At 32.6% G+C, this 14,416-nt stretch carries 8 protein-coding genes; all 8 read right to left on the bottom strand.

The window, feature by feature from the left end; all coding sequences use genetic code 11:
• On the bottom strand, positions 1 to 6,456 hold a 6,456-nt coding region (locus tag ACEG17_RS06950; RefSeq protein ID WP_372583115.1), incomplete at its 3' end, for an autotransporter-associated N-terminal domain-containing protein.
• 792 nt (positions 6,457 to 7,248) lie between these two features.
• Complete coding sequence (locus tag ACEG17_RS06945) at positions 7,249 to 8,157, bottom strand: DUF1385 domain-containing protein (RefSeq protein ID WP_147005802.1); 909 nt, start codon at positions 8,155 to 8,157, stop codon at positions 7,249 to 7,251.
• A 59-nt stretch (positions 8,158 to 8,216) separates the two neighbouring features.
• A complete protein-coding gene (disA, locus tag ACEG17_RS06940; RefSeq protein ID WP_372583114.1) occupies positions 8,217 to 9,290 on the bottom strand; it encodes a DNA integrity scanning diadenylate cyclase DisA in 1,074 nt (357 codons plus the stop codon).
• Between the two features lie 35 nt (positions 9,291 to 9,325).
• Positions 9,326 to 10,684 carry a DNA repair protein RadA gene (radA, locus tag ACEG17_RS06935; RefSeq protein ID WP_372583113.1) on the bottom strand — a complete coding sequence of 453 codons (1,359 nt, stop codon included), beginning with the start codon at positions 10,682 to 10,684 and terminating at the stop codon, positions 9,326 to 9,328.
• A 96-nt stretch (positions 10,685 to 10,780) separates the two neighbouring features.
• Positions 10,781 to 11,284, bottom strand: coding sequence for a pantetheine-phosphate adenylyltransferase (coaD, locus tag ACEG17_RS06930; protein WP_372583112.1), 504 nt, complete (start codon positions 11,282 to 11,284; stop codon positions 10,781 to 10,783).
• A gap of 30 nt (positions 11,285 to 11,314) precedes the next feature.
• Positions 11,315 to 12,028: a ribonuclease III gene (gene rnc / locus ACEG17_RS06925; protein WP_372583111.1), complete on the bottom strand. Its 714-nt coding sequence runs from the start codon at positions 12,026 to 12,028 to the stop codon at positions 11,315 to 11,317.
• A gap of 99 nt (positions 12,029 to 12,127) precedes the next feature.
• Positions 12,128 to 13,360: a beta-ketoacyl-ACP synthase II gene (fabF, locus tag ACEG17_RS06920; protein WP_372583110.1), complete on the bottom strand. Its 1,233-nt coding sequence runs from the start codon at positions 13,358 to 13,360 to the stop codon at positions 12,128 to 12,130.
• 738 nt (positions 13,361 to 14,098) lie between these two features.
• Complete coding sequence (locus ACEG17_RS06915; protein ID WP_026746598.1) at positions 14,099 to 14,323, bottom strand: acyl carrier protein; 225 nt, start codon at positions 14,321 to 14,323, stop codon at positions 14,099 to 14,101.
• Between the last annotated feature and the right edge of the window lie 93 nt (positions 14,324 to 14,416).

Raw genomic sequence — 14,416 nt, 5'->3', positions numbered from 1 at the left:
GATGCTGTTAAATCTTCCGTATTCCATCTTCAATGCTCCATAAGGACGGAAATGTGTTCTTTCACTTAATCTTATATCGTATCCTAAATCTGTTTTTAAAGCTGCTCCATAAGAATGATAGTCAGACTTCGCCTCAAATATGTCATCCACTACAAGATATCTACGTTTCATATCGTTAATACCTGCAAATACATCTCCTCCAATTGTCCACTGCAGTGCTCCGTTGTAATCTTTCTTAGGTGACATTGTCTTGAATATTCCGGCCTTAAATAATGTCTGATTTTCTTTTGATCTACCGATGTCCTTGAACTTGAATCTGTTAGTTACAACTCCTGCATACCATCCATCAGAATTACCCATCTTAACTTTCTCATCTTCATGAACATAAGCCACTCCATAGCCATTACTTGTATAGTCTATGATTCCAGCAGTGTCAGTGTTGTACTCATCTCTTGCACCAAACACTTTAATCTTGTTGTTCTGTTTAGACGGGTTTCTCCAGTCGTGTTTTAGGTATCTGAATTCCTTATCCAATATGTTTCCAGTTGCATTGATTCTTTGTTGAAGATTTCCATACTGGTGTCCCATCATTTCGTCAGTTGCCTGATAGAATAATATTTCTTCATTTTTTCCTATACTGTTTAATTTATCAAATAATGCTTTTTCTCTTGTTCCTAATCCTTCAACTCCATATCTTTGTTCCAATCCGTCTAGGAAATTGTATGTATCTGTTACTTCTACAGGTGTTGCTTCTTTTCCTGCCCATTGTGTATATGGAACTTTTGCCAAATATGCATTCTCTATTACTCCTGTTGTCTGATTCTGTGCTATACTTGCCATCCATGTCAACGATCCTGCATATACATTCCATTTCTCTATTTGAGGATTATTTAATATCATTTGATTATACGGTGCCAATATCTTATCATTTATTTGAATATATTTGCTTGTTGTATTTTCTGCTGCTTCTGTTCCTACTATTAAGTCTGCTTGCGTTAATCCTGATAAATGATTTAATCCTGTTACCGGGTTTGTAAATCTTTTATTTGAAGTATCTATATACATTCCTATTGTTGATACTTCCATCGGTTTATACTCTGTTCCACTTGTAGTAGCTAATTCCGGAACTACCGGTTTTCCGTTTACTGTTATCGTTGCTGTCGATGACCCTGCAGGTGCATTTATAGATACTCCTCCCATTGATTTACCTATATCTTGTCCACCTGTTGCTTCCTGTACATCTTGAGAACCATTTCCAGTTATATTTAATGTTCCGTAGTTTTTAATTACCCCTGGATTTGCTCCTGCCGGATTTCCTTTTGTTATTATTCCTCTTGCATTTGTTGCATCTATATTTATTGTACCGTTATTAGATAATTCAGAACCGTTTCTTACAACTATTCCCGTTACATTCTTCAATCCGCTTCCGTTTGATTGAATTGTTCCATTATTTATTCCTTTTGCTCCGTTATCCAAGTACATTCCTGTTGTGTTACTTGCATTAAGATTTATAGTTCCGTTATTTGTTACTGTTGTTCCCGCATGTGAACCGTACATTCCTATACTGTACTCACCATTTACATTGATTACTCCACCGGATAAATTCTCTATATTTCCTGTATATCCTGAAGGTGCTTCTCCGTATCCTGCTGCCATACCTATTGCATATTTATGATTAGATACATTAGGATCACTTGTATCAGATCCACCTACTGTTATATTTGCATGGTTTCTTGCTGTTCCTCCATCTATACTGTATATTCCTACGTTACCCAATCCTGTTCCGAAGTTCATATCAGCATGGTTTTCTATTGTCCCTGCTCCATACAATCCGTAGTTTACATCTCCGTTTGATGTCAACGGTGTATAGTTTTCTATTCTTCCACTTGCATCTTTAGAGTAAATATACACCGAATCATTTCCTAAATTTTGGTTTACATTTCTATATGAATATATTGTATTTCCTGTACCTTCATTTATGAATCCGAATGATGTATCTCCTATTGTTAATGCAGTTCCGTTTCCTGTTCCTGGAGTTCCCAATGTTACTGTCTGTCCGCTTCCGTTTGTATATACTGCTGTAGCCTTTCCAGCACCAACTGTTATTGAGCCTCCTGACAGATTTACATTTCCTCCTCCACTGAAGATTCCTGTTCCTCCATCTCCAACTGTTATTGAACCTCCCAGTTGATCTACTGCATGTCCATATATTCCGACAGATTTTCCTCCTGCAGTTATATTTCCGCTGTTTGTTATTTTGTCAGTTCCTTGAGTAAATATACCTACACTTGATTTTGTCGGATCTATTGGGTTATTTAATGTTATATTTCCTGTATTTTCTATTTCTGTTCCGTTTGTTATAATTCCATAACCTTTATCTCCTGTTATATCTGCAGTATTTGTAAGTTTTCCGCCATTATTAGCATATATTCCCACTAATCCGCCTGTTGTTCCTACAGTATCAACTAATTTTACATTTGTTCCGTTTACTATATTAGAAGCTGCTGCTCCTTCATAGAATAATCCAACTCCTGTTCCTGTATTTGAACCGCTGTATTTTAATTCAAGAGTTTTTCCAGGTGCCAATACATCACTTCCGTTTTTAACAAATATTCCTGTTCCGTTTTCTTTCACTTCTATTCCGTAATCGCTGTTTATAGTTACAGGAGTATTTTCAGCATACACACCTATTCCGTCTTTACCTACTACTATGTCTGAACTTCCAGTTCCTGTAAGAGTTACTTTTGTTCCTTTTGATACTATTCCTACTGCATTATCTCCAGTCATAACTATTTTCCCATTATTAGTTATGCTTCCATTTGCCGCTGTTAATATTGTTCCTGCCGGTGCTCCTGTTGCTTTATTCAATTCACCATATAAACCTACTGAGTTATTTCCGTTTACTGTTACTGTTCCGTTGTTTATTATTTCAAGCGTTTTTGCATTTCCTAATGTTCCGCTGCTTATCAATTTATCAGTACCGTATGTTTGTAAAGCTGTACCTAAGGATGTAAAGGCTGCCATTCCTACACCTTTATTGGATATTGTTATGTTTCCGTCATTTTTCAATGTACTTCCGTTTATTCCGTAGGCTCCTATACCTTCATCTACATTGATATTACTATTGTTGTTTATTTGTCCGTAACTTATATTAAGTCCTATTGTTCCTGCTCCAAGACTTCCACCCGTTATATTTACAGTTCCATTATTTATATATTGTGTTTTGCTATTATCTGCATCTGTATTTGCTTTATCATTTGATGCCATAGCAAGACCTTTTCCTGCTGTCGAACTTATTGTTTTACCTGCATTTATTGTAACTACTTCTCTTGATAATCCTACATTTTTAAATGCATCTGTTGGACTGTCAAGGTCAATATCTGAATCTATAATAAAGTTTCCATTTATATAGTAAATCTTATATGAATGTCCATTATCATTAAAACTTCTTACTTTCATATCTGTTTGTATTACAGATCCTATAGGAGCTCCTGTCCAAGTTGTTGTTATTCCGTCATTTGAACTTAGTATAACATTATCTCCTGTAAGAGCTACATCAACATTACTCATTCCATTATATTTTGCAGTAGTTCCTGCTGCCGCTGCATAGTCTGCTGCTGTTCCTGGCATTAGGATTCCGCTTCCTATATTTAATTGTGTATCTCCTGTAAAGTTGATATGAGAATTTGCATCTGCATTAAATGGTGTTGAAGATGCATGATCACCTACTCCGTTAGCATCTACCTGATTATCTTCATGAGTTATTGTTCCACCTTTATATTCTATATTTCCTCCGTTTAAAGCTGCCAATGCTCCTTCTTTTCCTGTTCTTATTGTACTTCCTGCTTTTGTACTGTCAACAACTACTTTTGCTCCTGCTCCTGCTGCAACAGCTCCTATTCCGTGTATATCATGTTCTTTTATATTAACTGTACTGTTTGCTGAAGCGTAAGCTCCTATATTTGTATATAAGTAAGGTTTTGTTGCTGCATCAGTTGCTGCCCATGAATCTTTTGCAGTTATTTTTCCAGTAACATTTACTTCACCATTATTTTGTGCTAGGGCAACTATTGATCCGTATCCATTTGCAGTTACATCTTTTTTAGCATTAACGATACCTTTGTTATCTCCGATTAATGCAACCGATGGATTCATTTTATTTGTTGCCGTGTCTAATTTAGCTCTTCCTGACATAATTACAGGTTGGAACAAGTTAATTTCACTACCTTTTCCATTAAGAGTTGCAGCTCCTCCCGGCATATTCTGGTTAGACCATGTTCCTGTTGCATAAGCTATAACTGTTCCTGTTGCAGCTTGGTTTACTGTATCATCATATGAACTTGTTAATTGAGCTGCTGAATCTTTTATTTCAGTTGATGGTGTAACTTCTTTATATGCTTCACGACCTAAATTTTTATCTGCCTTATCTGTGTTAGCTACATCTATTACTGAACCATTATCAGCAGCAAACATAATACTGTTAGTTGCATGTTTACCAAAATAGATTTCTGCTTTTGCAACTTCTAAATTATGTATTTTATCTGTATCATAATCAGGATGTCCATTTGATGTTGAATTTTGATTTGCTCGAACATAAGCCAGTCCTGCTGCTCTATCAGTCGCATCTGGTGCTCCTAAATCTTGACTTGGAACTATTCCTTCTCTTTGACCTGATCTCGAATATACTCCAACATTCCCATTAGATGCAGAATTTTCTCCGACTTTCATTCCAACTTCTATTTCACCTTGATAAATACCTATTACACTTTTTTTCCATTTATCAATAGTAAAATTAGGCTTTGCAGAATCAAATGGTAAATTCCCTCCAGTAGTAAAATTACTATATCTATTTTCAAAGAATAGACCTACATTCTCATTTCCATCAACATTAATTTTACCTGATGTTCCTAATTTTATACTCGGAGTCATAGCTGTATTCGGATCACTTGTTACATCTCCGCTTCCTTTAAGATTTTGCCAGTTCGGTGAATAACCTATTCCAAGATAAACTAAGTTACCGTTTCCTTTTACATCATAATCTCCGCTATTGTCCAATTTAAAGGAACCTTGTACTCCCATAATACTGTAAATATAGTTACTATCAGCGTTATTTATGCTGACTTTTAAATCTCCTGAATACTCTCCTCTTTGATTATATGAATGATAGTCATTATTATTAATTCCCATTGCATAATATGTTGCCGGAAATCCAAAAAACACACTATTGTAACTATTTTCAATATTTACTTTTGAACTATTTATAGTTACCTTACCGTCATGCCATGTCTCTGCTGCGATGAATGTTGAGTAACCATGCAAATTAGCCTCTACATTTGTTATATCTCCATCCCAAACTGCATGTATTGCAGAAGTCCCTTTAGGATTCCAACTAGGATCTCCTATAACATCTACTTTTGCATTTTTTAATGTCCATTTTATACCTGTTGGAGCACTTCTATCCACTGCATTTGCATAAAATACATTTGGTATTCTTCGACTATTATCTATTTCTACTGCTCCTCCTACAATCTTCCAAGCTGATTTTCCAGCTTCAACCGTACCTGTAGCAGGATTCCATCCTGACCAAAAATGTTTATTTTGTCCATCTTGATCTTTAGCAGGATGACTAGGCGTCCATGGATTAGCACCAGTAACAGTATGACCATCAAAATTATATTGAACTGTTGGATTAAGAACTATATTCGGTGTTTTATTAGGTACACTTACAGCCTCAGGAGCTTTTATATCCAATGAAGGCGGTAATAAATTCGGTACATTTAACGCTTGTAATTGTGGTGCATTAACTGATACTGTTGGTGCTGCTACAGGATCTCTTTGTACATTTTTCGGTCTTATTGATGCTTCCACGTTCAATGATACTAAAGGTTCTGATTTAGATCTTGTACTCGCTATACCGTATCCTTGGCTTAATCCTTTTCTTGCATTCGACGATGCTGAATAAGGATTTGTCGATTCAGGTAAATTTTGATAATTAGGACTTAAAGGTGATGTATATCTTTCAAAAGCATTTGTACTTCTCTCAAATATACCTTCATAAGGATATTTTTCCGCTTTGTCTCCTCTTCCTTTGTATGTTCCTCTCCAATCATTGTAAAAATAGTTTATCCCAAACTGCCAAGAACTCCAAGGAGATTTTACAACGTGATCCCCTTGTTCCATTAACTGGATAAGTTCAAGATTTGTATTTTTCAGTAATTTGTTGTTTTCTTTCCGTGTTGCTTTAACTTGCTGATGTATTGTCTTAATTGATGTAGAAATTTCCTGCTTTTGACTTGCAATACTTGTATTTTCCGAAGCCGAGAACAAATTCCTTGTTACAGAAAGAATTCCAGTAACTAAAAATGTTATTAACAGGCCTTCTGTATAATGCACATCTTTACATCTTTTTGCATAGGCTCGCAAATCCTGCTTTATTTTTCTGATGTTATTTGTCATTTTAATACATCTCCTTGTAAGAATTTTTCATGATAATAAAGTTTTAATTCAAAAAATTAAAAAAACTCCTTTTTTATATGATTGATATAAAACAAAAAAATAATATTTCAAATATAGTAAAATTGCATTAAAACTATATATTCAATATTTCGTATAATCTTAAAACAATTTTGAATAAGTGATTTTTAGTGATTTAAAATGTTTTTTTTATTAAAAAATATTATTTGTTTTAATATCCTACATAATTTATATTTTTAAAACTACCTAAACATATTCAAAGTAATTTAATCTTTAAACAAAACAGCTATATTTTTTAATAAAATACTAATTGTTTCTCATAGATTTTTAAAGGCTAGGTAAATTTTAAAAATATAATTTTATAAAATAAGATTTTGGTGAAATCTATTTAAATTTTTTTAGAAGCGAACTGCTAAAAACTAATCAAATCCAGGACTTAACATAGTTTTCGAGTTCAGCTTCAAAGGATTTCACATAACTTTATTATATTACTATTTTACCAAAAAATTTCAAAAAGTCAATTATTTTTTTTTCATTAAATTATTTTTCTGTTTTTTTTGTTTTGTTTGTTTTTTATCAAAAGATTAAAATATAATATAAATATTTCCATAAAAAAGTTGCTTTTCCCATTGTATTACATAATAATTTCCTTATCTTAAATTTTTTTAAAAAATCTCTATTTTTTTCATTTAGATTAATTTTTATTGCAAAAAAAAGACTGGAAAAAACCAGCCTTCTCTATAACTTATAATGGACAATTATTATTCAATTTTTTTATTCAAAAACTTCCGTAGCATTTGTAACTTCATTTCCTAATGCTACATTTAATGCTACAATCGCAACTTCTAATTGACTTTCATCAGGCTCGCTTGTAGTTATTTTTTGTAGCCACATTCCTGGAACAGCTATCATTTTAGCAAAAACATTATCCAAATGATAACTTGTCCAACGCTGTATTTCATAAGAAAGTCCAGCAACAAATGGTACAAATAGAATTCTTGTTACTAATTTATAAAGAAGCATCGTAAAATGTCCAGTTGGAACTTTAAAAAATAAATCAACTGTTGAAAATACTAAAATACTTATAAACATTACAAGTAAAAGAAAGCTTGTACCACATCTTGGGTGAAACCTTGTACATTCTTTTGCATTTTTTGGTGTTAATTCCTTTTCCATTTCGTAATTCATAATACTTTTATGTTCTGCTCCATGATATTCAAAAACTCGCTGTATATCCTTCAAAAATGAAATTCCATAGATATACCCTAAAAAAAGAATTAACTTTATAACAGCCTCAACAATATTTGCCATTAAAACATTATCTTTAAAGAAAAATCCTCCAATAGCAGATGGCAACCACATAAACACTGCAATTCCCATCAAAACTGAGGTCAAAACAGTAAACCCAACTTGTTTATCTGTCAATTTCTCCTCTTCCAGTCCAGCCTGATTTGATGCAAAAATAAGTTCTTTCGTCCCAACTACCATTGCATCATAAAGTGCTATAACTCCCCTAACAAAAGGCACTTTTAACCATTTATTATTTTTCTCAGTAAGTGTTATTTTTTTATAAACAATACTTCCATCCTGCTTACGAACAGCTGTTGCAATTGCTTTAGGTCCTCTCATCATAACCCCTTCCACAACAGCCTGTCCTCCAACAGTTACTCTTTTATCTTTCATTTTTACCTACTTTCTTAATTTTTTTATTTTTATAATTCTTCTTAATTTCAATTAATATTTTATTCCCTGTCAATTACAGTTCGATTTTTTATACGTTTTAGTGATTTATTAATATGTTCAGCCTTATATTTACTAACTCCTTTTATTTTAGCAATATCTGAAGCTGTTGACATTAAGATTGAATGAACGTTTGAAAATTCCTTTACAAGAATTTCTCTATCCTTTTTGCTTATTTTTGTTATATTGCTCAAAAGTCCATAACCACGTGGCTCTATCTTTTCATCAAAATTTATAATATTTGTATCAAATCCAAGTAAACACACGATTTTTTCATCATCCAGCAATTCCTCTTTCGTTAAGGATTTCACTCTTAAACCAATTTTTTCTGCTGTTTCCTCACTTATTTTATAGTCCTTTATAAGAGCATCAAAACTTTCATTTTTATTTAACATTATTTCTTCATACTGAATTTTTATAAGCCGCCCTTCGCTTCCAAGCTCTGCCATGTATTCAATCAATTCTTCCGACATTCTGAAAAGCAGCCCATACATTCTCACACATTCTACAATATCATAAAGTGTTACCATATTGTCAAACTCAAGAATTGACAAGTTCACGTGATTTTTTTCAATCGCAATAGAATATTTTTCAAGAGCCGTTATTGCCTGTGAAGATTTTGTCAGTAAATCTCCAATTTCATTTAGTAAATATCTAAATTTACCATAATACACTGTTATTTTATTTCTTCTCTCAGAAACTGCTACAACTAAATTTCCTTTTTGCTGAGCGATTCTGTGTGCCGCCTGATGTCTTGTTCCACTTTCATCTGTTTCTATGGAATAATTCGGCTGTAATTGGATATTTGCTCCATAAATTGTTTTTATATCTTCTGACAAAATAATTCCACCATCCATTTTGGACAATTCGTAAACTTTTTGTGGCGAATATACAGTGTTTAGCTCAAATCCTCCTCCCATCACATCTTTCAAGTCACTAGGATTTCCCAGTACAATCAGTGCTCCCAACTTTGCTTCCTGAATTTTGTCTATTGCTTCTCTTAAAGCTGTTCCTGGTGCTACCCTATCAAATATATGCTCCAATATTTTCTTCTTATTAACTGCCTTTTTTATCATCTTTATTATCCTTTCGCCTTTTTGCTCCGTTTGGCTTATCTTATCCTCTCAACAAGTTCACTTATGTTACTTATATAATTAAGTTTTATTTTTGTTTTCTCCTTCTCAAAGTCTGCCTGATGACTTTTTGGAAGATACACTCCTGAAAATCCCATCTTTTCTAGTTCATTCACTCTATTTTTGATAAATGAAACTTTTCTTACCTCTCCTCTCAGACCTAATTCACCAATAGCCGCTATTTTCTGGCTTATCGGCACTCCCTTTACTGAGGATAAAAGCGAAAAAACCACTGCTAGATCAGAACTTCTATCATTCAAGTCAATTCCACCTGGAATATTTATATAAATATCTTTTGAATTTACATCTACCTTCAAAGAACGTGACAATACTGCACTCAATATTTCCACACGAGTTTTGTCATATCCTTCTACTGTTCTTCGTGGCATTCCAAAATTCGGAGTTCCTAGCAACGACTGCACTTCAAATAAGAACACACGGCTTCCTTCAAAAATTGGCACAATAATACTTCCAATATTTTTTTCATCTCTATCACTTATAAAAAATTCAGACGGATTTTTTACTTCACTAATTCCATTTTCTTTCATATCAAAAATTGAAATTTCATTTGTGGATCCATAACGATTCTTTATAGAGCGGATAATTCTGTAGTAATTGTTTTCTTCTCCTTCAATTTGCAATACTGCATCTACCATATGTTCCAATAGTTTTGGTCCTGCTAGTTTTCCATCCTTTGTAACATGTCCCACAATATAAAATGCAATTTCGTTTTTTTTAGCAATTTCAATGATTTTTAAAGTTGTTTCACGAATTTGAGTTACACTTCCAGGAATGGAATTAACATTTTCTGAATAAAGTGTCTGAATTGAATCAATTACAACAACTTTTGGCTTATCTTTCAAAATTACACTTTCGATTTTTTCAATATTTGTGTCATTCAAAATATACAAATTTTCACTTTTTACATTGACACGTTCTGCACGCTGTTTTATTTGTCGTGGCGATTCTTCCCCAGAAACATAGAATACATTTCCAATTTTTGCATATTCCTGAGATAATTGAAGCAAAAAAGTTGATTTTCCGATTCCAGGACTTCCCGTAATCAGTACAACTTCTCCCTTTATTAGCCCGCCTCCCAGTACTCTATCAAATTCCTCAAAAGGTGTTACCATCCGAAATTCCTTTTCTATTTCGATTTCTGTTATCTTGCTTATCGAAACTTCCTTTGATTCCACATTCCTAAACGTACTTTTTATATCAATTTCCTCTTCAAACGTTCCCCACGAGTCACAGTTAGGACATTTTCCAAGCCATTTTAGTGAATTATATCCACACTCTGAACATATATATTTTGTTTTCTCCTTTTTTACAGCCATTTTGAGTTCCCCTTTTATTTTTTACATTTCTATCTTATCAAATTTTTTTAACAAAATTATGTTTTTTCTCTTTTTATTAACTGTGAAACAGCAATTTTAATGTTTTTCCAGTTCTTTAACCTTCTTAATCAAACGTTGCTCTACATTCTTTGTCACAAAAAAGCTCAAATTTCCCTTATTTAAAGCTACTTCTTTTACAAGGCTCGAACTTAAATATAAATATTCTCTTGAAGCTGTCAAAAATATCGTTTCAAATTCACTTTTTGAAAGTGTTTTATTTGTCAAAGTAAACTGCAGCTCGTATTCATAGTCTGACAATGCTCGTAATCCTCTTATCAGAATATTTACATTTTCTTTGCACATAAAATCGACTAATAATCCCTTAAAAATTTTTATTTCAGCATTAATATTCTCTTTTTTCAAGATTTCCTGTATCATTTCAACTTTTTCTTCATCAGAAAACCAAGCCTTTGATTTTGTAGAATTTTTAAAAATTCCTATTATTAACTTGTCAAATAAATTTGAAGAACGCTTTATAATATCAATATGCCCCTTCGTTATTGGATCAAAACTTCCTGGATATAACGCTACTTTTCCCATCCTGTTCTCCTATTTTTTGATTGCATTTTTTTACTTTTCTGATTTTTTTAATCTTGCGAGAGCTTCCCTTGCAGCATGTTTTTCTGCCTCTTTTTTACTTTTTCCAGTTCCTATACCATGAATTTTATCATTCCAGCTTACAGACATTTCAAAAACTTTGTCATGGTCTGGTCCACTAGTTTTAATCAAATTATATTCAGGCATTTTTCTGTACTTTCCTTGTACAAATTCCTGCAAAACTGTTTTATAGTCTCCTGTTCCTTCTATTTCTTCAAGTTTGTTTATTTTCCCAAGTAAAAATTTTAATGCAATATTTTTCGCAGTATAATAATCAGAATCCTTAAAAATCGCACCAATCAAAGCTTCAAAAGCATCCCCTAGAATAGATCTTCTGTGTCTTCCGCTAGACATAATTTCACCATTACTCAAGTATAAATACTCTCCTAGCTCAAGCTCACTCGCAATAGTTGAAAATACAGGTTCGCTTATAATCTGACTTTTAAGCTTTGCAAGTTCTCCTTCCGTCTTTTTTTCATAAAGTTCATAAATATACTCTGTTGTTATAAGATTCAAAATCGCATCTCCTAAAAATTCGAGCTTTTCATTATTAAATCTTCTATCCTTCTCGGTTTCATTGGAATACGATCTATGTGTCAACGCTTCTTCCAGATACTCCTTATTTTTAAATTCGTATCCTATTTTTTTCATTAATTCATCAGCGTTTCTATTCCTATTTATTTCCATTCGTCTCACCTCCTTTTATCTTCTATCTTATTTTTTTAGTGTTTAATCAAGGGGAAAATTAATACCTATTCTCCCCTTAATTATTTCAAAATATTTTTATTATTTATATTTTCTAAATGCTAAAACTGCATTGTGTCCACCAAATCCTAGTGAGCTTGACATTCCTACTTCAATATCTCTTTTAACTGGTTTGTTTGGTACATAATCCAAGTCACATAATGGATCTGGATTTTCATAATTTATTGTTGGAGGCATGATTCCTTCTGAAATCGCAAGTGCCAAGAATGCTGCTTCAATTCCACCTGCTCCACCTAATAAATGTCCTGTCGCACCTTTTGTAGAACTCACAGCAAGTTTATATGCATGTTCTCCAAATGCTGTTTTTATTGCTTGTGTTTCATTTTTATCATTTGCAGGTGTTGATGTTCCATGTGCATTAATGTATCCAACTTCCTCTGGTTTAATATTTCCTTGCTCCAAAGCCATTTTAAACGCTCTTGCTGCTCCTTCTCCACCGTCAGATGGTGCTGTCATATGATAAGCATCTCCTGTTTCTCCATATCCAACAACTTCTGCATAAATTTTTGCTCCACGTTTTTTAGCGTGTTCCAATTCTTCCAGCACTAGCACTCCAGCACCTTCCCCAAGTACAAATCCATCTCTATCCGCTGTAAATGGACGTGATGCAGTTTTAGGATCTGGATTAGTTGACAATGCTTTCAAGTTTGCAAATCCTGCTATTCCCGATGGAGTTACAGTTGCTTCTGTTCCTCCTGCTACCATTGCATCAGCTTTTCCTAATAAAATTGCTTGAAAAGCATCTCCAATTGAGTTCGTTCCTGAAGCACAAGCTGTAACAACAGTCTTATTAGGCCCTTTTGCTCCAATATAAATTGAAGTATTTCCAGAAGCCATATTCAAGATTGCTGCTGGAATATAAAATGGTGATACTCTTTTAGGTCCTTTAGTAACAAGCTTTTCCACTTCCTGCTCAATTACATCCAGTCCTCCTATCCCTGAACCAATAATCACTCCAATTCTATCCGCATTTTCTTCTGTAATTTCAAGTTTAGCATCTTCCAATGCTTCTTTAGAAGCCGCAATCGCAAATTGCGAAAATCTAGCTATTTTTTTCAATTCTTTTTTTTCAATATAATTTTCAGGCACAAAGTCTTTCACTTCTGCTGCAATATGCACTGAATGCTCTGAAGTATCAAACTGTGTAATCTTATCAATTCCACATTCTCCAGCCAACAAATTTTTCCAAGCCTTATCTTTCCCGGTTCCCAACGGAGTTACTAATCCTATTCCTGTAATAACTACTCTTCTCATTAATACACCTCTCATCTTTTATTTTTTTATAATTCTAAATACAAATTTTAAATTTTATAAAATAAATTGTTATTAATAAAAGGGTTTTTCTTTTATTTTTGTATATTTTTCTTTTTTTAAACGTAAAGGGGATCAGTCATCATCCCCTTTACAATCCCGACTTGTCTAAGCATTTTTTTGAAATAAAATTGAAACTCGCTTTTAAACAAAAGTTCTTGTTACCTCTTTAAATTAATTGTAATTTAGAAACCTTTAAAAAGCTCAAACAACCAATTTTCTTTCAAAAAAATCACGACGTTTTTAAATTAATTACAATAATTACGATACTGGAAATAATAAGCAAAATTTCGTTAAAGGAAAAATAACTGTTTGAGATTTTGGAGTATATTTTAAATCATAAACATTTATTGGTGTTAAAATAACCTTAATTCAAAATCGAGTTTTATTTTTTCTTTATAAGAAAGTTTTGCGTAAAGCGGGGTTGTAAGGGCATGGCGTCTGATGCCCTTACATAAAAAGAAATTAAAAAATATAAAAGAAAAAACAATTATTAGCCAAAATAATCCATAACACGAAAAAACTTTTTATTAATTATGTTAAAAATAGATTACATTAATTAATTAATTAATTAATTTATTTTATTATTTTAAATAATAACTTTTTTACAATAAGACTATTTTAACATTTTTTCATTTTTTTTTCAATAAAAAAGGGGGGAAAGTCCCCCAAAAGTTTTATCTATTGTTTAGATTCGATGTATTCAATTACATCTTTAACTGTTTTAATTTTTTGTGCATCTTCATCAGGAATTTCAATGTCAAATTCTTCTTCAAAAGCCATGATTAATTCAACTGTATCTAATGAATCTGCTCCTAAATCATCAACAAAAGATGCATCTTCTGTTACTTGATCTTCATCTACTCCTAATTGATCTACTACTATTGATTTAATTTTATCTAGCATTATAATGCCACCTCCATATTAATTTTCTAGAATTATTATACCAAATGAATGTAAAAAATGCAACTAAAATTTATTAATAATAATGTAAATTTT

This window comes from Leptotrichia hongkongensis (genome assembly GCF_041538065.1).
Classification (GTDB): domain Bacteria; phylum Fusobacteriota; class Fusobacteriia; order Fusobacteriales; family Leptotrichiaceae; genus Leptotrichia; species Leptotrichia hongkongensis.
Note: the sequence above shows the minus strand (reverse complement) of the source record. Positions and strands in the feature narration are given on the sequence as shown.

Coding starts and splice junctions, on each gene's coding strand:
- disA (WP_372583114.1), bottom strand. CDS start 9,290: ATGATAAAAAAGGCAGTTAATAAGAAGAAAATATTGGAGCATATATTT.
- coaD (WP_372583112.1), bottom strand. CDS start 11,284: ATGGGAAAAGTAGCGTTATATCCAGGAAGTTTTGATCCAATAACGAAG.
- radA (WP_372583113.1), bottom strand. CDS start 10,684: ATGGCTGTAAAAAAGGAGAAAACAAAATATATATGTTCAGAGTGTGGA.
- ACEG17_RS06945 (WP_147005802.1), bottom strand. CDS start 8,157: ATGAAAGATAAAAGAGTAACTGTTGGAGGACAGGCTGTTGTGGAAGGG.
- fabF (WP_372583110.1), bottom strand. CDS start 13,360: ATGAGAAGAGTAGTTATTACAGGAATAGGATTAGTAACTCCGTTGGGA.
- ACEG17_RS06915 (WP_026746598.1), bottom strand. CDS start 14,323: ATGCTAGATAAAATTAAATCAATAGTAGTAGATCAATTAGGAGTAGAT.
- rnc (WP_372583111.1), bottom strand. CDS start 12,028: ATGGAAATAAATAGGAATAGAAACGCTGATGAATTAATGAAAAAAATA.